Raw genomic sequence first — 21,253 nt, 5'->3', positions numbered from 1 at the left:
TCAGGCTCCGCTCACGGTATCGGCCGCAGCCCGGGCAATCTCGCGCACTTCCGACAGGGTCGTGAAGGAGCGGCGCTGCTGGGCTGGATCGGTTTCGGGGAAGTCGCTGCGATAGTGACCGCCGCGGCTTTCGGTGCGCTTCAGGGCCGAGGCCGCGATGATCTTCGCCGCCACCATCATGTTGAGAATGGAAACGCGAGAGCACTTGGCTTCTGCAGCCTGGATGTCGGCCAGCGCCTGGCGCAGACCGTCGGCATCCCGCTCCACCCCCACGTTGCGGCTCATGGTCTCGCGCAGCTGGGTGATGGCCTCGCGCTCCTGAACGTTGCGCTGGCTGGGCAGACCGGGTTCGTTCTCGTGTTCGGCCCAGAAAGCGCTGCGCGGGGTCGGCATCAGGCCCTGGATGTCCTCGGCGATGCGCGCGGCAAAGACTACCGCCTCGAGCAGGGAGTTGGAGGCCAGCCGGTTGGCGCCATGCGCCCCGGTAGAGGCCACCTCGCCCGCCGCCCAGAGACCGTCGAGAGACGTGCGGCCGTTGGCATCGGTGAGAACGCCGCCCATGTGATAATGCTCTGCCGGAGCAACCGGGATCGGCTGGGTGACCGGATCGATGCCGGCGGCGGCGCAGGCGGCATGGACCGTCGGGAACCGGTCGGCGAAACTTGCGCCGATGGCCTCGCGGCAATCGAGGAAGGCGCCACGGCCGGAGGTCACTTCCCGGTGGATCGCCCGGGCCACGATGTCGCGCGGGGCGAGCTCGGCGAGCTCATGAACCTTTGTCATGAAACGTTCGCCCGCAGAGTTGATCAGGGTCGCGCCATCGCCGCGCAGGGCTTCGGTGGCGAGCGGTGCCGGATCACGGCCGATGTTGAGCGCGGTCGGGTGGAACTGCACGAATTCCGCATCCGCCAGAACGGCGCCAGCGCGCGCGGCCATGGCCAGACCGTGGCCGTTGGCCTCGCCCGGGTTGGTGGTGACGGAGAAGAGATGGCCGATGCCACCGGAGGCCAGCACCACCGCCTTGGCGGGGAAGGCCATGCGTTCCAGGCCACCGCGCTTGCGGGCCAGAACGCCCGTGACATAGCGGCCCTCGGTCATCAGGCTTTCGCCGATGAAACCTTCGAGAACGCGGATGGACGGGGTCTTGCGCACGGCCTCGATCAGGGCATCCATGATCGCCTTGCCGGCCATGTCGCCGCGCACGCGCACGACGCGATTTTCAGAATGAGCAGCCTCGCGGGAGAGCTGCAGGCGGCCTTCCAGATCCTTGTCGAAGGGGACACCATAGCCCAGAAGATCGCGCACCCGATCGCCGGCCTCGCGGGTCATCTGCTCGACGATCTTCGCCTCGCAGATGCCGGCCCCGGCCATCAGGGTGTCGTCCCGGTGCGCCTGATAGGTGTCATGATCGGAGACGGCAGCGGCAATGCCGCCCTGGGCCCAGGCAGAGGATGCGCCATGACCGATCTGGGCGTTGGAGATGACGGTGACCGGCCGCGGCGCGAGCTTCAGCGCGCAGAACAGACCGGCGAGACCGCCGCCCAGAATGACGACGTCATCGACGTCCTTACCCGCCAGGGCGGGAGCGAAATCCTCAAGCGAAACGCCCATTGGAATTTTCCCAGACTGAGGCGCCCTCCCCGTCCGGCGACGGGTTCTCACGGGCGCAAGGCATCGGCACGGGAGACGTGCCGGAAGGGGACCCCGCCGCCGCCGGCGAGGCCCAGTGTCGTAGGGCGCTGGCCGCGTGGCCGCCCTTATTTCTTCAGGTCGATCATCCGCTGAACGGCGACCCGGGCCTTTTCGGCGATAACCGGATCGACCACGACCTCTTCCTTCATGTAGAGCAGGCTGTCCAGGATCTTGGAGAGCGTGATGCGCTTCATGTGCGGGCAGAGGTTGCAGGGACGGATGTAGTCGACGCCCGGGGTCTCGCTGGCCACATTGTCGGCCATGGAGCACTCGGTGATCATCATCACCTTCTCGGGCTTGTTGGTCTTCACCCAGTCGATCATATGCGCGGTCGAGCCGGCGAAATCGGCCTCGGCCACCACTTCCGGCGGGCACTCGGGGTGCGCGATGATCTGCACGTTCGGCTCGATCTTGCGATAGTCGCGCAGCTCCTGGGCGGTGAAGCGCTCATGCACCTCGCAGGCACCGTCCCAGACGAGAACTTCCACGTCGGTCTTGTTGCCCACGTTGGCGGCGAGATACTTGTCCGGGATCAGGAAGACCCGGTCGACGCCGAAGCTTTCCACCACCTGAAGGGCGTTGGACGAGGTGCAGCAGATGTCGCACTCCGCCTTCACGTCGGCCGAGGTGTTCACATAGGTGATGATCGGAATGCCCGGGTTGCGCTCGCGCAGCGCGCGCACATCGGCACCGGTGATGCTTTCGGCCAGCGAGCAGCCGGCCTTCATGTCCGGGATCAGGACCGTCTTGTCCGGCGACAGGATCTTCGAGGTCTCGGCCATGAAGTGTACGCCGCACTGGACGATCACGTCCGCATCGGTGCGGGTCGCCTCGATGGCAAGCTGCAGGCTGTCGCCCACGATGTCGGCCACGCCGTGATAGATGTCCGGCGTCATGTAGTTATGCGCCAGGATCACCGCGTTGCGTTCCTTCTTCAGCACGTTGATCGCGTGGATCGTGGGCGCAAGCGCGGGCCATTCGATCGCCGGGATGATGTGCTTCAGCTTTTCGTAGATCGGCGCGGTCGCCTCCGCCACTTCGTGCGTGTAGGTGAGGTCCGGACGGGCCAGCGGCGGATAGCGGTCGAGGGCGACGGCTCCGGCCGGGGTGGCTCCGGCAAGGGCAGCCGGGGACGTGGTGATGGTCATGGCGACCTCCCTGAGGCTTTATGCTCAACTTGAGCATATCTGACGCAAAAGAAAACGGGCTTTACGCCCATGCCTTTTTTTCTTCGTTCTGATCGACCTCTATATAGGCAGAATGCCCAATCGAATCCAGTGCCTTTGTCACACTTCCGTCAAGACCGTGAGACAGGTGGCGGAATCCTCAGACTTTCCAGATCCTTGCCCGGCAACGTCATCGCCGCACCGGCTTTGCCGGTTAAGGACCCGCAGCCCAGACCTTGCAAAAGAACAAGGCACCGGCGGGCCGCAGGTCAGGGCATTGCCAGGCTCTGGACAGGCCTTCGGCGGCCCGTTTGCGACCACTGAAGGAGACCTCACATGCGGGGCGCGCCACAGGATTTTTGTGCTCATTGCGTCGATCCATTCACTTGGGTGATGGAATGCGGAGGATTTATCATTTCTGATAAGAGGCAAGCCTCGCTATTCTTGCGCCCTCTGGTCTTGCGCGGCCTCGGGACTTCTGTCCTTCCACCGCGATGAGCCATCCCGTCTTCTGGAGACGTCCATGTCCGCCTCTTCTACCCCTGCCCGCTCGCGGGACGTGGCCATTCCGCTGCTGATCGCCTGCGGCTGTGGCGTTGCCCTGCTCTCCTTCGGTCCGCGCTCGGCCATGGGGCTGTTCTTCCAGCCGATGACCAGCGCCCATGGCTGGAGCCGGGAGCTCTTTGCCCTGGCCATTGCCATCCAGAACCTGGCCTGGGGGGCAGCCCAGCCCTTCGCCGGCATGATGGCCGACCGGTTCGGCACCTGGAAGACCCTGACGCTCGGCGCCTTCCTCTATGCGGCCGGCCTGGCGCTCATGGCCCATGCGGAAAGCGCTGCAGAACTGCACCTCTCCGCCGGGGTGCTGATCGGCCTTGGCGTCGCCTTCTCGTCCTTCTCGCTGGTGCTGGCGGCCTTCGGCCGGGCCGTGACGCCAGCGCAGCGCTCGCTCGCCTTCGGCATCGGCACGGCCTCCGGCTCCATGGGCCAGTTCCTCTTTGCCCCGCTCGGCGACACGCTCATCAAGTCGATCGGCTGGCAGGAGACCCTGATCGCCTTCTCCGGCATCATGATGCTGGTGCCCTTCCTCGCCATCGCGCTCAAGGGCAAGTCGGTGCATGTGCCCACCCCGGGCGTGGCCGACCAGAAGCTGACCCAGGCCATTGCCGAGGCCTTCCGCACCCGCAGCTACCTGCTGCTGACGCTCGGCTTCTTCGTCTGCGGCTTCCACGTGGCCTTCATCACCGTGCACCTGCCGCCCTATATCGCGGATCTGGGCATGGACCCGAAGTGGGGCGCGACCGCGCTCGCGCTCATCGGCCTGGCAAACATCGCCGGGTCGCTGATCTCCGGCTATATCGGCGGGCGCTATTCCAAGCCGATCTTCCTGTCGCTAATCTATCTGGGCCGGGCGATTGCCATCACCATCTTCATCTCGGTGCCGGCTACCCCCTTCACAGTGCTTGCCTTTGCCGCCGTCATGGGTCTGCTGTGGCTGTCCACAGTTCCGCCGACCTCCGGTCTGGTCGCGGTCATGTTCGGCCCGCGCTACATGGCGACCCTGTTCGGCTTCGTGTTCTTCTCGCACCAGGTCGGGTCGTTCCTCGGCGTGTGGCTGGGGGGCAAGCTCTATGACGAGACCGGCAGCTATGACGCCATCTGGTGGCTGGGCATCGCCCTCGGCATCGCGGCGGCAATCGTGCACTGGCCGATCAAGGAAAAGCCGGTGGAGCGTCTGGCGGCGGCGGAGTGATCTGCGCGGCGCCGGGGAGACCCGAAAGATCTCCCCTCTCGTCGCTTACGGCCTTGTGCCGCGCTCTCGCGGCACAAGTGAAGGGTCTGGATACTCGGGACGAGCATGACGGACAGGGAAACCGGCTCTCACGGCCAATAAAAAAGGCGGGTCCAACGACCCGCCTTTTCTCATTCAGAGACTGAACCGGCCTCAGCCGGAGATCTTGGAGAAGTCGGCGACCACATGCACCGCGTCGCGGATTTCCGCCAGCAGGCGCAGGCGGTTCATGCGGATGTCGGCCTCGTCGGCGTTGACCAGAATGGCTTCGAAGAAGCTGTCGACCGGGGCGCGCAGGCGGGACAGCGCGGTCATGGCAGCCTCGAAGTCCTCGGCCTTCACCGCGTCGGCTGCTTCAGAGCGGGCCGTGTCGATGGCAGAAGCCAGGGTGATTTCCGCCGGCTCGCGGAAGTGATCCGCATGGGGCTTGCCGGTGACTTCTGCGCCGTCTTTCTTTTCCTCGGCCTTGAGGATGTTGACCGCACGCTTGTAGCCGGCGGCCAGGTTGATGCCGTCGTCGGACGCGACAAAGGCCCCCAGCGCCTCGACGCGCTTGACCACCATCAGCAGATCGTCCTGACCGCCCAGCGCCAGCACGGCGTCAATCAGGTCGTGGCGGGCGCCCTCGTCCTTCAGATAGACCTTCAGGCGGTCGGCGAAGAAGGACATGAGGTCGGCAACGAGGGCCTCTGCCGCGGCAGCCTCCAGCGACACCGACAGGCGACCGAGAGCAGCCTTGATCAGGCTTGCCAGCGGCAGACGCAGCTTGTTTTCCAGCGCGATGCGGATCACGCCGAGCGCCGCACGGCGGAGGGCGAAGGGATCCTTGGAGCCGGTCGGCTTCTCGTCGATGGCCCAGAAGCCGGCGAGCAGGTCGAGCTTGTCGGCGAGCGCCACGGCGATGGCGACCGGATCGGTCGGCACCTTGTCGCTCGGGCCCTGCGGCCGGTAGTGATCCTCGATCGCGATGGCGACAGAGGCATCCTCGCCCTGCTTGCCGGCATAGGTGCGGCCCATCAGGCCCTGGAGTTCCGGGAACTCGTAGACCATGGCGGAGACCAGATCGGCCTTGGCGAGTTCGGCAGCCCGGTTGGCCTTGGCAGTGTCGGCGCCGACCATCGGCGCGATCTCGGACGCCAGCGCACGCAGGCGCTTGACCCGCTCGCCCTGCGTGCCGAGCTTCTCGTGGAAGACGATGGCATCGAGCTTCGGCAGGTTGTCGGCCAGCTTGGTCTTGAGGTCCGTTTCCCAGAAGAAGCGGGCGTCGGAGAGACGGGCGCGAATGACCTTCTCGTTGCCGTGGATGATTTCCTTGCCGCCGTCGGAGGCCTCGATGTTGGAGGTCAGCACGAAGCGGTTGGCCAGACGGCCCGTCGCCGGATCCTTCAGCACGAAGCACTTCTGGTTGGCGCGGATGGTCAGGCGGATGCACTCGTCCGGGATCTCGAGGAACTCTTGCTCAAAGGAACCGATGAGCACCACCGGCCATTCGACCAGGCCGGCGACCTCTTCCAGCAGGCCCTCATCCTCGACCAGTTCCAGGCCCAGCGCCAGCGCGCGGTCCTTGGCGTCGTGCAGGATGATGTCCTTGCGGCGGTCGGCATCGAGCACGACCTTGTGCTTTTCCAGCTTGGGCACGTAATCGTCGAAGCGACGGACCTGGAAGGCCTCGTCGGCGAGGAAGCGGTGGCCGCGGGTCGTGGTGCCCGAGACGATGCCCTCGACCTCGAAGGGCACGACCTCCGGCTCTTCGGTTTCAGGCCCGAAGGTGGCGACGATGGAATGGAGCGGCCGCACCCAGCGCATGGTGCCCGTGCCCCAGCGCATGGACTTGGGCCAGGGGAAGTTGCGGATGATGCCCGGCATCACGTCGCTGAGAACCTCGATGGCGGAGCGGCCCGGCTTCTCGATGACGGCGACATAGAAGTCGCCCTTCTTCGGGTCGGACTGAATGGTCGCCTCGTCGATGGAGTTGAGACCTGCCCCGCGCAGGAAGCCTTCCAGCGCCTTTTCCGGCGAGCCGACGCGCGGACCCTTGCGTTCCTCGCGGGTGGCGCTGGAAGCGGCCGGAACACCGGCCACATGAAGCGTCAGGCGGCGCGGCGTGGCGAAGGCCTTCGCCCCTTCATAGGGCAGGCCCGCTTCCACCAGCGCGTTGGTGACGAGGGACTTCAGATCCTCCGCAGCGCGGCGCTGCATCCGCGCGGGAATTTCCTCGCTGAACAGTTCAAGCAGCAGGTCGGGCATCGGTCTCACATACCTTCGGGTCGAGCCCCGCGAGGCCGCGTCCGGCTTCGGGCAAGGGGCTTTTCGGGTGGTCGCGCCGTCCGGGCGAAGGCCGGGTCTCATCGGCCTGCGTGCGGCGCAAATTCTCGGCTCGTCCGTTACCAGTGACGGCGAGGATTGTCACCCCCTCCCGCTCATCCGTCGACACCGGAGGCTGCCAGCGGGGGACCTCAGCAGGGTACGCGCAGGATGTCATAGTCAAAATGACAGGAGTAATACTGGCAGTAATCACTGAACCACTTCATGTAGATGACAATACCTACAAGCGCCGAGTTTCATCATTCGGAAATAAAATGGCCCGATCATCCGCAGCCGTGAGGCTATAACCGGACAAAGAATTGAAACGCGCTTCATCCCCATCGGAGCCGCAGGTCAAACTGATCCTGCTCGTGATTCTGGCGGCTCTGCCGTGCGGATACTTTCTTGCGCAGATGCATCCGCTTGTTCTGGTCCTCTCCACCTCCGACCATCTGCTGCTGCATCTGGTGGAAACCATCATCGCCATCGGCTTCTGCATGGGCATCTTCGCCCTCGTCGCCACGCTTCACACCCTCTATCGGATGCACCGCAGGCTACATGCGCACCAGACAGCCGAGCATGTCGCCATCGAGCTCGCCAAGCAGGACGAACTCACCGGCCTCCCGAACCGGCGCAAGCTGGACGAAGACTTCAATCGCCTGATGGACATGGTCGAGGTCGACCAGATCCGGGCGGTGTTCATGCTCGACATCGACGGGTTCAAACCCGTGAACGATGTCTATGGCCACGGGGTCGGCGACCAGCTTCTGACGACCTTCGCCACCCGACTGACGCGGGAAATCGGGGATCAGGGTCTGGTGGCCCGCCTGGGCGGCGACGAATTCGCGATCATCACCCCGGTGCTGGAGGACAAGGAAGACGCCGTACAGATTGCCCGGCGTGTCATCGCCGCGATCCGAGATCCGTTCGAGATCGACAGCCGCGAGATCCGGGTCGGCACCGGGATCGGGATTGCCCTCTTCCCCCGCGACGGGCATTCGGCATCGGAGCTGTTGCGCCGCGCCGACATCGCTCTCTATCGGGCCAAGACCTCGGGCAGCTCCAACTTCCGCTTCTTCGAGCTAGCGATGGACGCCACGATCCTGCAACGGTCGCTGCTGGAGCAACGCATCCGCCGCGCCATGAGCGAGAAGAAGATCGAGCCGGAATTCCAGCCGATCGTGCGCCTGCAGGACGGGATGATCCTCGGCTTCGAGGCCCTGGCGCGCTGGCATGACCCGGAGTTTGGCAGCGTCCCTCCCCGGGAGTTCATTCCCATTGCAGAGGACGTGGGTCTGATTTCCGAGTTGACGGAGGCGATCCTGGTCAAGGCCTGCAAGGCGGCGCGACGCTGGCCGAACACGATCGGTCTGAGCCTCAATATCTCTGCCCTGAAACTGCAGGAACAGACCTTCCCCCTGCGCCTGGCCGCGATCCTCGCCGAACACGAGCTCTTGCCCCATCGGCTGATGCTCGACATCACCGAACCGCGCCTGCTGCGTCACACGCGGCAACTCCAACCGGTCCTGGAACAGCTCTGTGAACAGGGCGTTCGCCTGGCGCTGGATGACTTCGGCATCGGCACGTCCAGCCTCACCTTCCTGCGGGCGCATCCCTTTGACACGGTGAAGATCCACGGCCAGTTTTCAGGCGGGATCCTCGACGATCCGGAGAAGGCGGCCGTGGTGGAGGCCATCCTCATTCTCGCCAGGGGCATGGGGATCCGGACCGTCGCGGAAGGGATCGAGGATCCGGCCCTCATCAACCGCCTGCAGACCCTCGGCTGTCATGCGGGTCAGGGCCACGTCTTCGGCCCGGCGGTGAGCGCCGATGTGGCGACCAAGCTCGCCGCCCGGGGCTATCTCTTCCCGGCATCGCCGGACGATCACGACAGCAGCGGCGCCATGGCAAGGCTGGCCTAGAGCGACAGGAAGACGCTCACGATGCCGGCATTGAAGAGATCCACGAAGAAGGCGGAGACCAGCGGCAGGATGAGCATGGCCTTGGTCGAGGCGCCGTAGTGCTTGGTCACCGCCGTCATATTGGCGATGGCCGTTGGCGTTGCCCCCAGTCCGAAGCCCGCGAACCCGGCGCCCAGCACGGCGGCATCGTAATCGCGCCCCATGACCGGGAACAGCACGAAGAGGATGAAGGCCAGCGTCACCGCCACCTGCACCGCCAGCAGGGCCAGCAGCGGGCCCGCGAGGGCGGCCAGGGTCCAGAGCTTCAGGCTCATGAGTGACAGCGTCAGGAAGACGCCCAGAGCCAGATCGGACACGACCGCGAGCGAGCGCGAGCGCGCCGGCCAGGGAACCTGCGGAAAGGCAGCCGCACGCAGGTTCGACAGGACGATGCCCGTCGCCAGACAGACGAGGAACACCGGAAGCTCGAGGGCAATGGACGCCTGCAACACGTCGTGAATGGCAATCCCGATGGCGATGGTCACGTTGAGCACGAGCAGCGTGCGCATGAGCCCCAGATGGGTGACGCTTGAGTAACCTGCCTCCTCGTGCTCGATCCCGATCATGGGGGCCTGAGCATCGGCCGCCGGTCCGGGCTTTGCCCCCAAGCGATTGATGAGGATGTCGGCCACCGGACCGCCCAGGAGGGCTGCCGCGATGAGCCCGAGGGTCGCGGCCGACGTGCCCAGCTCCATGGCGCCGTGGACGCCATGGGTCTCCTCCAGGATCGGGGCCCACGCGATCGCCGTGCCATGGCCGCCAATGAGCGAAACGCTGCCGCCCAGCAGGCCGAACGCGGCTGGAAGGCCGAATGCCCCTGCGACACCGACGGCGACCAGGTTCTGCAACACCATAAAGGCTACGGTGAGCGCCAGAAGCAGCGCCAGCGGTCGCCCGCCGCGCAGCAGGTCGGACAGGCGCGCGTTGAGGCCGATGGCGGTGAAGAAATAGAGTAGCAGGAAGTCGCGGACATCCAGAGAGAAGGAGATCCGGATATCGGCGAAAAGATGCAGCAGGAGGGCTGAAATCGCGACCAGAAGCCCGCCGGACACCGGCTCGGGGATGTTGAACCGGTTGAGCAGGCTCCAGCTCTTGTTGACCTGAACGCCAAGCAGATAAACCACCACCGCCAGATTGAAGCTGGCGAAGGTGCCGAAGAGATAGTCGTTGCCGGTCAGGTCCTGCAGCGCGTTCACCAGCCGCCTCCCCCGCCGCCACCGCCACCGCCACCGGACGAGCCGCCGGAGAAGCCGGACCCGGACGACTTGGGGGCGGGAATGGATGAGGAGAAGGTCCCGGCCATGGCGCTGGCCGATCCGGCGAGCGAGCCGGCCACATCATGGGGGTCAAAGGTGCGGCCGATCATCCACGTCGGCTGATAGGCGGCCTGGCCCGCGGGCATGGCCGTCTCCAGCCAGGACTGAAAGGCCTGCGCCCAGGGCTTTTCCACGCCGAGCGCCACCGCATAGGGCAGCAGCGCCTCGAAATGGTCCGGCGTCATGCGCGGCACGCCCTCCATGTTCATGCGCTCCTCTTCCGCGACCTTCAGGTAGAGTTTCAGGCCCTCGATGGCATCGAGCGCCTGGCGGCCAAGCGCCGTCGGCGCGCCCATGATCAGCACGAAGAAGACGTTGACCGCCACCAGCAGCCCGGCGATCACCGGCAGATGCGATCCCACATCGAGGGCCTGCAACAGCAGGGAGCCTCCAGCGGCAAGAATGACCGCGAGGCCGGCGAAGAGGGCGAAGACATTGGCAAGCCGCGCCAGAAGATTGCCCCTGCGGGCGATGCGGCGGCCGAAGGCATTGGCGAAGACAGAGACGAAGATGCCCAGCATGACGACCGGAATGGTGGCGCCGATCTCCGCTTCGGTCGGCCGGGCGACCAGCAGCAGCGCCCCCAGGGAGAGCACGCTGAGCGCGACACCCGCGACGGCATAGAGGGTGTTCGTCCTGAAATAGCGTCCCCGGTTCTCGCCCTCGATTGCCGCGCGGAAAGACTGGCCGAGGCTTGCGACCTCCGGCCCATTGGCCTTGCTGACCTCGAAGGCCCCGCCGCGTGTGGTGACGAACCGGTGGATCGCATTCTCGCCACGGGGCAGCGCCTCGGCCCCCTCCCCGCCCTTGGCCCGGCCACGGACCCAGGGCCCGGGCCCTTCCGTCGCCTCATCGCGCAGGATGAGGCGCAGATCGCCTCCGGTTTCGTCGAGGACCATTCGCCCCTTGACCGCAAGATTGAGACAAGCCGCCGAAAGAGCCGTCCAGCCGGAGCCGGAGAAACCCCGGTCCTCGATATAGCTGGCGAGCGCGGGTGAAATGCCTTCAGGGGCCTCGAACCTCGGGTAGATCACGCCGGGTTCGGGATCACGACCGACGCGCAGCCACGCCACGCTGTAGTAAAGCGCCACCACCAGAAGCACGAAGCCGCCGACCAGATCGACCGCCCGGTCCTGCAGCCACCACAGAAGGGACTGGGTCTCGTCCGGCGGAGTGACCGCCCCCTTGGGCAGGGCGACGACGATCGACAGCCCCTCGCCGGGCTCCAGAGTCTGGGTCGTGCTGAAGGCAACCATATGATTGCCCTGCTCGCCACGAGCGATCCAGTCCCCTCCGGTTTCACCGTAGTCGCCGGTGAAGGCGGTCCAGCGCTCGGCGCTTACCCCGTCCGGCAAGGTGACCAGAGCAGCAGCCCGGTCGATGGGGAAGGCCCATTCGTTGCCGGTGACATTCCAGAACAGCTCGTCATGGGCATCGAAAAACCGGATCTGGCGGGTGGTCTTCCACACCAGGGTGTAGCGGTGGACCCCAGGGGCCAGGATGGTGTTTTCCTCGCCGATGTAGATGCGCACCCCATCGGCAGACGAGTTGACCTTGTGAGGCTCGGGCGCACCGTCCCGGTTTACCGCGAGAAGCTCGAAGCCGTTGCGCGCCCTGTGCCCATCATTGGCCTCGAAGACCAGCGGGATATCGCGGAAGATGCCGCGGAGGATCTGGCGCTGCTCGCTGCGGACCGTGATCTCTTCCGTAACGGTCAGCGTGCCGTCCCGGGCGATGTCGACGGCGGCATCATAGGAGAGGATGCGCTCGTCCGCCCAGGAGGCAGAGACGCCGAGCCAGAGCCCCAGAACCAGGGCGAGAAACACAGCAGAACTTCGCGCCGGAAAGCGGGCGAGGCTTGAGAAAAGGGTCACGTCCCCTCCTTGCAGCACCTGAGGCTCAGGATCCGAAGGAGACCTTCGGAACGGCGCGGTCGCCCGCATCCTCGATCTCGAAATAATCTGCCTTCACGAAGCCGAACTGCCCGGCCACGAGATTGGAAGGGAAGCTCTCCACCGCCACGTTCAGCATGCGCACCGCGCCGTTGTAATAGCGCCGCGCCTTCTGGATCGCGTCCTCGATCTCGTCGAGGCTCTCGTGCAGGGCGCGGAAGTTGCTGTCGGCCTTGAGCTCCGGATAGGCCTCGGCCACCGCAAGGAGCTTGCCCAGCGCCTGCGAAAGAGCGCCCTCGGCCTGGGCGCGATCCGCCGGCGAGGCTCCGACGGCCTGCCCGACCCGCGCCCGCATGGCCGTCACCTCTTCCAGCGTTTCCTTCTCGTGGGAGGCATAGCCCTTCACGGTTTCCACCAGATTGGGGATCAGATCGGCGCGACGCTTGAGCTGGACATCGATGCCGGACCAGCCCTCCTCGACCATCTGGCGCTTCTTCACCAGACCATTGTAGAGGGTGACGAGGTAAACGAGGAGCAGCGCGACGGCGCCGAGGACAATCCAGCTCATGTGCAAATCCGAAAACAAAAAGGGTTTGCGCGAACGCTAACCTCTCGGGCGAAGCCTGTCACCCGTGAACTGGAGGCCGGTCACCCCAACCGCAAAGGCCGGCCCCTTCCGGAGACCGGCCTCGCGTGTCAGGTCAGAAAGGCCCGCCTCAGAACCGGTAGGTCACACCGGCGCCGACCAGCCAGGGGTTCAGCTCGGCCTTGCCGTTGTACTTGGTGCCTGCGACGGTAACGTCGAAGTCCGGCTCCAGGAAGAGCTTCTTGACGTCCAGGTTCACGCCCCAGTGCTCATCAAGCATGTAGTCGAAACCGGCCTGCAGAGCGGCGCCGAAGGTGTTCTTGATGTGCAGCTTGTCGGCGGAGTCCCCACCCTGATTGAAGAAGATGGTGTAGTTGACGCCCGCGCCCACATAGGGCTTGAACTTGCCGAAGTCGGTGAAGTGATACTGCAGGGTCAGGGTGGGCGGCAGGATCCAGGTGGAGCCGACGGTGCCCAGCGAGGCAATGCTGCCCTTGGCCTTCACATCCGCGTAGGTGGTACCCAGGATCAGCTCGGCGGCAATGTTCTGGGTGAAGAAATAGGTGATGTCGAGTTCCGGGATCACCGTATCCGAGTAAGACAGGTCCGAACCGCCGAAGGCATCGACGGAGCCATTGTCCTCGGTGATGACACCCAGGGCACGGACGCGGATCTGCCAGGGACTGACCGGCTTGAAACTCTCCAGTACCGGCGCCGCCTCAGCTGCGGATGCGGAGCCCGGCAGATCAGCAGCACCCGCCGACCCCGTCGCCAGCCCAAGACCTGCGCCAATAGCCAAGACCACAATTCCACGCCATTTCGTACTCATCTTCTTCTCCTGTCGCAAGACGGCTAACTCAAAAAACTGGCGAGTATACCTCTGGCGACCAGCCAGCCTTGAGCTGGATCAATTCGCGGACAGGGAGATGAAGGCCGTTCACGCGCATGTTGTCGCAGGGATGGCAGCGCGTTTGCAGGCGTCGTGAACCCTGCCCGCGAAACGACAAGAGGCGGCCCGTTGGGACCGCCTCTTGCGCAAACTCGGATGAAGGTATCGGGAAGGCCTCAGCCCTCGTAGCCGACGCCGCCTGCCTTGGTCTGCAGGAAGGCCGCGCCGCAGGCCTTGGCCAGTTCGCGCACCCGCAGGATGTAGCTCTGACGCTCGGTGACGGAGATCACCCCCCGGGCATCCAGCAGGTTGAAGGCATGGGACGCCTTGATGCACTGGTCATAGGCGGGAAGCACCACCTGATGCACGTCGGCGCCGCTCTGTTCCTGGGCCTTCGCACCGGCAGCCAGAAGCGCGCGGCACTCGTTTTCCGCGTCCTTGAAGTGGCGGAAGAGCATCTCGGTGTCGGCATGCTCGAAATTGTGCCGGGAGTATTCCTGCTCGGCCTGATGGAACACGTCGCCATAGGTGACCTTGGCGCCGCCTTCCTGTCCGTTGTAGTTCAGGTCGTAGACGTTATCGACGCCCTGGATGTACATGGCCAGGCGCTCCAGGCCATAGGTCAGCTCGCCGGATACGGGCGAGCACTCGAAGCCCGCGACCTGCTGGAAGTAGGTGAACTGGGACACTTCCATCCCGTCGCACCAGCATTCCCAGCCAAGGCCCCAGGCGCCCAGGGTGGGGCTTTCCCAGTCGTCTTCCACGAAGCGGACGTCATGGAGCTTCGGGTCCAGACCGATCGCATAGAGCGACTTCAGATAGAGATCCTGCAGGTTGGCCGGAGACGGCTTCAGGATCACCTGGAACTGGTAGTAATGCTGCAGGCGGTTCGGGTTCTCGCCATAGCGGCCATCGGTCGGACGGCGGGAGGGCTGCACATAGGCGGCCTTCCACGGGCGCGGTCCGAGCGAGCGCAGGGTGGTTGCCGGATGGAAGGTGCCGGCGCCCACTTCCATGTCGTAGGGCTGCAGCACCACGCAGCCCTGATCCGCCCAGAAACGCTGGAGGGTCAGGATCAGGCCCTGGAAGGAATTCTCCGGGCGCATGTGAGACGGCAGAGTGTCGGTCGACATGAATTCGTTTTCCGCGCGAAAGTCGTTGGGAGGGCCCTCAAGGCCTTCGGGATCTGGTCAGCGGCGACAGGTGCCACGGCAGGACGGCAAGGTCAAGCCGGACGCGGTGCAAGCGCGCCGCCGCAAGCACCCGTCAGGGCTGTTTTCCACCCGCCGCCCGGTTAACTAGAATTCCTGCAGACGGGGGCGTTAACCCTCATTCGCCCGATTGTCGCCACCTTTCCCCGGCCTTTAGCGCCCCGTCGCAGGGACGGTCCGGGAACTGGACCTCCCCAATAATGAACACAGGACGTCCGCCCTCCGGCCAGCCGGAGGAAAGAGACAGGGACGTCACGCGGGTCGCCTCGCCCGCTCCGCACGGCAGATGCCGCGCCGGGTGCGTGAGACAGACCGGACAAGTGGACCCCAAGAGCCATGACCATTGATGCCACGCCCGCCGCGCCGGTCTCCGGTGCTGCTGCCCCCGATCATGCCGCGAACGAGCGCCGCCAGCGCGCCACGGGCTTCCTGATCACCTGCCTCGTCATCGCCATTTCCATGATGGTGGCCCATCGGCCCCACACCTCCGCCCCCTCTGACCTTCAACAGCAGATGGCCGCGCAAGACGCGAGCGCGCCCTTGACCGCAGCAGCCACCCCGTTTGTCGAGACGTCTGCGCTGGAACGGATCGACGCGACGGCCCTGGAAATGGATCTCGCCCGGGTGCTTCTGGCCAAGCGGTCGCTGGTGCGTGCCGAGGACGGATCTCCGATCCTGGAAGCGGAACGGGCCCGCATGGCCGTCCAGAGCAAGCTGACCGCCCTGCACCGGCTGCGCTTGGTGGTGGGTGCGCGCAAGGCACCGGACGATGGCCCTGAAAGCCTAGCCCCGCTGACGGTCGTGGATCTGGATCCCGGTCTCTTTGGCGCCTCCGAAGGGGCGAGTGAGCCGCGTCAGGTCCGTCGCCGCGGCCAGCGGGTGACCCTGTCCGGCCCCGTGCCGCTGCCCCGCGCCCGCCCGGCCCTCGACCCCATCGAACAGGCTGCTCTCAAGCGCACCGAGGCGGTTCTGGCTCTGGGCTATGCGCCCGCACGCCAGCGGTCGGAGGCCGACAGCCGCGCCTATGCGGCGCTGGACGCTGTCATCCGCAAGCCGGCCGAGGAGCCGGAGATACAGGACGAGCCTTCCGCGGAAGCGCCGCGCGGTTTCTTCGGCCGCATGGGCAGCCGCCTGCCCGCACGCGGCGAGGGTATCGCCATCTATGACATCACCAACCAGGTGGTGCACATGCCCGACGGCAGCAAGCTGGAAGCCCATTCGGGTCTCGGGCAGATGGTCGATGACCCGCGCTATGTGCACAAGAAGGGCCGTGGCCCTACGCCGCCCAATGTCTACAACCTTCGCATGCGCGAGCGGCTCTTCCACGGGGTCGAGGCCATCCGCATGCTGCCGGTCAACGGTAAGATCATGCATGGGCGCGACGGCATCTTGGCCCACAGCCAGCTGCGCCGTGGCGGCAAGGGATCCGCAGGCTGCATTGCCTTTGCCAACTATCCGAAGTTCCTGAAAGCCTTCAAGGCCGGCAAGGTGCGCCAGATCGTGGTGGTTCCGCACATGAAGGAGCTTGGCACCTACATGGCCATGCGGTGAGGGTCCGCGTCGGGACAGCTTGCGCCTGATCCCGGTCGCCACGGATCGTTCACCATGACAAACGGAAGCGGAAAGGCCGGGACCATGAGCTGGTCACAGTCTTTCTGCAATCGTGTGAACCTGTTGTTTACCAAGACAGGACACCCTTGAAACGGGCAACGGGAGCGCTTCGCCGCTCTCGCTAGGGGGCGCCTGAGACAATCGCATGGGTCGCACTGCGGCCGATGCGGGGACACACGAACTGGACCCGAATTGTAATGAGTAGACCGTCTGGGACCGGAACCCGGCGCACCTCCCGTGCGCCTGCAAGGACTGCGCGTGGCCGCCGCCTTTTTGTCGGCGCATCGCTGCTCTCGGCCACGGCCGCAGGCTGGCTCACCCTTTCCGGTGATCTCTCGCGCTTCATCGACCGCTCGCCCGAGCTTGCCTCGTCCATCGAGACCGGTGGCATGTCGTCCGGCGGCTCGGCCGGGCCGGTGACCCGCGCTGCATGGGACGAGACCCAGTTCCGCAATCTTTCGACCGCAGAGCGGGTCGCCCTGATCGACCGCATCATCGCCCAGCGCATCGCCAGCGCCACCGCATCCGCACCGGTCGCAGCGGCGCCCAAGGCGGACCGGGAACACGCAGCCCCTGCGGCTGTCGACAAGACGGTGTCGCCTGCGGAGGTGGTTGCCGAACTCATCACGACCGAGGTACCCGCTCCGGTGCGTCCGCAACGCGATGCGGCGCAAGAGGCTGCTGCGGCAGACGCCCTGCGCGCCATCCTTCAGGCCCGTGTCGACCAGGCCAACCGCCTGCAGGATCTGGCCGCACTCAGCGTGCCTGATGCTCCGGCTCAGACCGAAGTCGCAGCGGCAGATCCGCTCGACATGCAGCAAGAGGACGTTGCGGCGACCGATCCGACCGGGTCCGAGGAAACCCGCCCCTCCCCCGTGACCGATCTTATGGCGGGTCTCCTGCCGAACATCGTGCCCATCCCTGATCGCCGACCGCAGGTCCCGGCCTCGGCGCTCGTGGCACGGGTCGAGCAGGAGGCGCCTGCCCAGGCCACCGCCTCGGGGCGCACGACCGGCAAGAAGCCGGGATCGGCGATGCTGGCCTATGCGCCCGCCGGTGTCACGCCGGATGAGGATGACGACACGAGTGTCTTCAGCGGGCTGAAGAAGGTCTTCAAGTCTCCCGGATCGGCGACAGCCCTGCCGTCACGGGCCAGCGGCGTTGCCGTCTATGACATCTCGACCGCCACGGTGCACATGCCCGATGGCAGCGAGCTGGTGGCCCACTCGGGCATCGGCAAGATGATGGATGATCCGCGCTACGTGGATCGCAAGAACTCCGGCCCCACTCCGCCCAATGTCTATTCGCTGCGGATGCGCGAATCCCTTTTCCATGGCGTCGAGGCCATTCGCATGACGCCGAAGGACCCAGGTGCCATGTACGGGCGTGACGGCATGCTGACCCACACCAACCTGCTGCGGGGCCGCCTCGGCTCGCACGGCTGCGTGGCCTTCGTCGAATATTCGAAGTTCCTGAAGGCCTTCAAGACCGGCGCGGTGAAAACCCTGATCGTGGTGCCGACCATGAACGAGCTGCCGACCTACATGGCCATGCTCTGAGCGACCGCGCAACGCTCTCCCGAACCACGCTTGTCAGTCCCGGCCGGTGCCGGGACTGAGAGACAGAAGGGCCTGTGGTCAGAGGCCGTATCGGGCCCAGAGCGCCCGATCCTCAAGCGACGAGAGACCTTCGCGCACCACGCCGGCGCCAATCGCAGTGCCCAGATCCTCAGTGGAACCGGACGCCTCGGCCGAAAGCCCCAAGAGCCGGCGGCCGAAGAAACCGCGCGACGGCTGGATCAGCTCCAGCTCCGCATCCTCTCCGAAGCGGTCCTTGATCACCTGACGCACGTCGCCAATGCCATCCACGAGGCCGAGATCGCGTGCCGTGCGGCCCGTCCAGAACCGGCCGGTGAAGATATTGGGATCCTCGGAAAGCACATCGCCCCGACGCTCGCGCACCATCTCGATGAAGACATCATGAATCTCGAGCTGCAGGGTCTTGAGATAGGCGATGTCCTCTTCCTTTTCCGGCTGGAAGGGATCGAGGATCACCTTGTTCTCGCCGGCGGTATAGACGCGGCGTTCCACGCCCGCCTTCTTCAGCAGCTCGGGGAAGCCGAAGCCTGCGGAAACCACGCCGATGGAGCCGACGACGGAGGACGGATCCACATAGATCTCGTCGCCCGCGATCGCGATCATGTAACCGCCGCTGGCCGCCACATCCTCCACGAAGACCAGGATCTCCTTTTCCTTCTCCTTCGCAAGGTCGCGCAGCCGACGGAAGATAAGCCGCGACTGGACCGGAGAGCCGCCCGGAGAGTTCACCACCACGGCGACGGCAGGGGCCTCCTTGCGGCCGAAGGCCTTGTCGAGGACGCCGGCGACCGAGGACAGGTTGAGGCCGGGACGCATGGGAGACCCGCCCCCGATCACGCCTTCCATCCGCACAACGGGAATGGTGACGCCGGACTTGCGGAATTTCTTCGGAAGTAGTTTCTGCAGTTTCTTGAGCACGATCATCCCTTCCCGTGGCGTTCCTTGAGCCTTCCTGCGGCATTAGGACCTGATATAGGCTCTCAACGCGGGAGATGAAAGATTGCTCCGGCGGACCGCCGGCTCACAGACGTGACAGATGACGCGTCAGGACCGGGAGCCGAAAGCCCCGCCCCGGCGGCGGCGCTTCTTCCCGCCGTCCGTCGGCTCATCACCCGAGGACCCGTCTGCGCCGCGTCCGCCCTGCCCGAGCGCACGCATGTCGCCACGGGAGGAGAATTCCCAGAGGAGCTCGACGCCCGCATGTCCGTCGCGGCACCACACGACCCGGCCGTCGACCGGCAGGCCGAGGCCGCGGATCTGCAGGCTGATGTCAGAGGGAAGCGCCTGGACGCAGGGGCCCTCCAGCCGGCAGCCCGACTTGCTCGCGTCAATGATGCGGCAGTGCATGGAAATGGTGCGGGCCCGGTCGTAGACCTGAACCGGGATCGAGACTTCGCGGCGCCGCTCACGCCGTTTCTCCGAAGGGGTCGGTTCCTCGAAAACGAAGCTGACATCGGCCTGATTGCTGGACAGCGACGTGATGCGGCCGCGCAGCATCTTGTCGAGACCATTTATGCGCAGACCAATGACCTCGCGCAGACTGCAGACCTTTTCGGACAGGATCCGGCATCCGGCCTTGTCAAAATTCGACGCAGAGGCCTCGATACAAGTCAAGGTCTCGAGATCGACGACAAAGACAGGAAGGACTGCCGAAGCCGGTATGTCGGTCGCCAAGGCGGTCAATAGGTCCCCCGAATGCCTCGTCAAGAAAGACAACCCAAAGAATACCGGTAAAATTCCCAACGCAAGATTAACGCCCTCTCAGAGTTCAATCGCAAGATGACGCAATTGAGACGCATCGATCTTCACAAGACATCGAAGAGAACGGATGAGGGAAGAAGGGGTTCCCGCCTGACCCGAGAAAATTCAGAGGGTCTGCTGCGGCGGCGACAAGACCTGTCGCAGGGCCAGGAAGTCACTCCAGGCAGAGCGCTTCTCGTTGGGGTTCCGCAAGAGGAAGTCCGGGTGATAGGTCGCAAGGCACTGCATCTCGCGGCCTTCATGGGTCCACGGGATCCAGCGGCCGCGCAGACGCCGGATGCTTTCGGTGGTGCCGATGAGCGTCTTGGCCGTCGCAACACCGAGGAATATCAGGACCTGCGGACGCACAAGCTCGATCTGGCGCAGGACGAAGGGCTTGCAGAGTTCCACTTCCTGCGGCGTCGGGGTTCGGTCTCCCGGCGGGCGCCAGGGCACCACATTGGCGAGATACACAGATCCGCGCTCCTGCCCGATGGCCGCAAGCATCCGGTCCAGCAGGGCCCCCGATCGGCCGACGAAGGGGCGGCCGATCTGGTCCTCGTCGCGGCCGGGCGCCTCGCCCACCAGCATGACCCTCGCCTCGGGGTTGCCCTCGCCGAAGACTAGGGACTTGGCGGTGAGGCGCAGGTTGCAGCCATCGAAGGCCGCGAGGCGCACGCGCAGATCGTCAAGAGTGGCGCAAGAGCGAGCCAGATCGCTGGCGGACCGGATCGTTTCCGCCGTCGGTACGGCCGGCGCCGCCCCCGGACCGGGAAGAATGGTGGCGCTCTGGGGTGCAGGCGGGACAGGGCGCGTCGGGAAGGAGCGTCCGCCGCCCTGCCCTGCCGCAGCCGGGTCCATCTGACCGTTCACAGAACCGGCTTGGGGGACATTCGGCTGGTTGCCCGGAGCCATGGGCGTGTTTGACCGGGGCGCGGAGCGCGCATGCACAGCCGGGCCGGCATCGCGCGCCTGACGCTGTGCCGCCGCAAGTTCCACTGAACGCTGCACCCAGTCGAGGGGCGCATCCCCCACAAGACAGTCCACGCCTGCTTCCAGGTGGAATTCGAGCAGGGCTTCCAGATGTCTTGCGAATTGCGGGTCAGTGTGCACGTGAGGCCTCCGGCGGCCACCTTAGACAAGCCGGCCGGGAAAGACAAAATCCTTTGGGCCGTCACCCCCAGCTGAGAGCCGCCCGCCGGTGGCCCGCCTGCGTGATGGGGCAGGTTCAAGGCTCGTGCAGGGCAAGACCGCTTTGCCCCTGCGAGTTCCGCAGCTTTCGGAGCAAAAGGAACGGTCTCATGAGCGGATTTCCCTGCCCATGGGCTTGGATACAACGCAGGAATGCTTGAAAATCGGGATAAGGTCGGTATCTTACGTTTACGTAAAGGTTATTTTTTCTTGTCGGACGCCTGCATCTTCGCCTATCGAGGACTTGCCGCTGGACGTCCACAGGGATTTGATAAAAATGGCCTGCCGGCTGCGCAAGACGGCT

At 65.3% G+C, this 21,253-nt stretch carries 15 protein-coding genes; 4 read left to right on the top strand and 11 right to left on the bottom strand.

The window, feature by feature from the left end:
* Together FR728_RS02250 and nadA are read right to left on the bottom strand one after the other, a co-directional pair.
* The gene (locus tag FR728_RS02250) at positions 1–1,611 is read right to left on the bottom strand and encodes an L-aspartate oxidase (protein WP_149891026.1); all 1,611 of its coding nucleotides are present in this window, start codon (positions 1,609–1,611) and stop codon (positions 1–3) included.
* Between the two features lie 146 nt (positions 1,612–1,757).
* Positions 1,758–2,840, bottom strand: a complete 1,083-nt coding sequence (gene nadA, locus FR728_RS02245) for a quinolinate synthase NadA (protein WP_149891025.1) — start codon at positions 2,838–2,840, stop codon at positions 1,758–1,760.
* A 541-nt stretch (positions 2,841–3,381) separates the two neighbouring features.
* On the opposite strand from nadA, the gene FR728_RS02240 reads away from it, so the two are divergent.
* A complete protein-coding gene (locus FR728_RS02240; RefSeq protein ID WP_149891024.1) occupies positions 3,382–4,611 on the top strand; it encodes an MFS transporter in 1,230 nt (409 codons plus the stop codon).
* 192 nt (positions 4,612–4,803) lie between these two features.
* On the opposite strand, the gene glyS is transcribed toward FR728_RS02240, so the two are convergent.
* Positions 4,804–6,897, bottom strand: coding sequence for a glycine--tRNA ligase subunit beta (glyS, locus tag FR728_RS02235; protein ID WP_149891023.1), 2,094 nt, complete (start codon positions 6,895–6,897; stop codon positions 4,804–4,806).
* Positions 6,898–7,367: 470 nt separating this feature from the next.
* Between glyS and FR728_RS02230 the strand changes: the two genes are divergently transcribed.
* Positions 7,368–8,876, top strand: a complete 1,509-nt coding sequence (locus FR728_RS02230) for a putative bifunctional diguanylate cyclase/phosphodiesterase (RefSeq protein ID WP_149891022.1) — start codon at positions 7,368–7,370, stop codon at positions 8,874–8,876.
* Here the strand turns inward: FR728_RS02230 and gltS are convergent.
* The 5 genes from gltS to FR728_RS02205 all read right to left on the bottom strand — a co-directional run bounded on the left by gltS (position 8,873) and on the right by FR728_RS02205 (position 14,704).
* Positions 8,873–10,111: a sodium/glutamate symporter gene (gene gltS / locus FR728_RS02225; protein WP_244304354.1), complete on the bottom strand. Its 1,239-nt coding sequence runs from the start codon at positions 10,109–10,111 to the stop codon at positions 8,873–8,875. The two genes, FR728_RS02230 and gltS, sit on opposite strands and share 4 nt — an antisense overlap.
* Positions 10,108–12,105 (bottom strand): DUF2207 domain-containing protein, encoded by a 1,998-nt coding sequence (locus FR728_RS02220; protein ID WP_244304353.1) that lies wholly within the window; start codon positions 12,103–12,105, stop codon positions 10,108–10,110. Before FR728_RS02220 ends, gltS begins: the two co-directional genes overlap by 4 nt.
* A 25-nt stretch (positions 12,106–12,130) precedes the next feature.
* Positions 12,131–12,691, bottom strand: coding sequence for a LemA family protein (locus tag FR728_RS02215; protein WP_149891020.1), 561 nt, complete (start codon positions 12,689–12,691; stop codon positions 12,131–12,133).
* 148 nt (positions 12,692–12,839) lie between these two features.
* Positions 12,840–13,538: an OmpW/AlkL family protein gene (locus tag FR728_RS02210; protein ID WP_149891019.1), complete on the bottom strand. Its 699-nt coding sequence runs from the start codon at positions 13,536–13,538 to the stop codon at positions 12,840–12,842.
* A 236-nt stretch (positions 13,539–13,774) separates the two neighbouring features.
* The gene (locus FR728_RS02205; RefSeq protein ID WP_149892153.1) at positions 13,775–14,704 is read right to left on the bottom strand and encodes a glycine--tRNA ligase subunit alpha; all 930 of its coding nucleotides are present in this window, start codon (positions 14,702–14,704) and stop codon (positions 13,775–13,777) included.
* Positions 14,705–15,145: 441 nt separating this feature from the next.
* Here FR728_RS02205 and FR728_RS02200 point away from each other — a divergent pair, with 441 nt between their 5' ends.
* The gene (locus FR728_RS02200) at positions 15,146–16,360 is read left to right on the top strand and encodes a DUF2778 domain-containing protein (protein ID WP_244304352.1); all 1,215 of its coding nucleotides are present in this window, start codon (positions 15,146–15,148) and stop codon (positions 16,358–16,360) included.
* Positions 16,361–16,617: 257 nt separating this feature from the next.
* Complete coding sequence (locus tag FR728_RS02195; RefSeq protein WP_188318761.1) at positions 16,618–17,979, top strand: tlde1 domain-containing protein; 1,362 nt, start codon at positions 16,618–16,620, stop codon at positions 17,977–17,979.
* 78 nt (positions 17,980–18,057) lie between these two features.
* On the opposite strand, the gene FR728_RS02190 is transcribed toward FR728_RS02195, so the two are convergent.
* The 3 genes from FR728_RS02190 to FR728_RS02180 form a co-directional block, all read right to left on the bottom strand.
* Positions 18,058–18,942 (bottom strand): S49 family peptidase, encoded by an 885-nt coding sequence (locus tag FR728_RS02190; RefSeq protein ID WP_377175058.1) that lies wholly within the window; start codon positions 18,940–18,942, stop codon positions 18,058–18,060.
* Between the two features lie 120 nt (positions 18,943–19,062).
* The gene (locus FR728_RS02185) at positions 19,063–19,692 is read right to left on the bottom strand and encodes a PilZ domain-containing protein (protein ID WP_188318760.1); all 630 of its coding nucleotides are present in this window, start codon (positions 19,690–19,692) and stop codon (positions 19,063–19,065) included.
* A gap of 192 nt (positions 19,693–19,884) precedes the next feature.
* The gene (locus tag FR728_RS02180) at positions 19,885–20,871 is read right to left on the bottom strand and encodes a uracil-DNA glycosylase (protein ID WP_149891015.1); all 987 of its coding nucleotides are present in this window, start codon (positions 20,869–20,871) and stop codon (positions 19,885–19,887) included.
* Positions 20,872–21,253: the final 382 nt, after the last annotated feature.

It is taken from the genome of Roseibium aestuarii (assembly GCF_008477545.1).
GTDB lineage: Bacteria > Pseudomonadota > Alphaproteobacteria > Rhizobiales > Stappiaceae > Roseibium > Roseibium aestuarii.
Note: the sequence above shows the minus strand (reverse complement) of the source record. Positions and strands in the feature narration are given on the sequence as shown.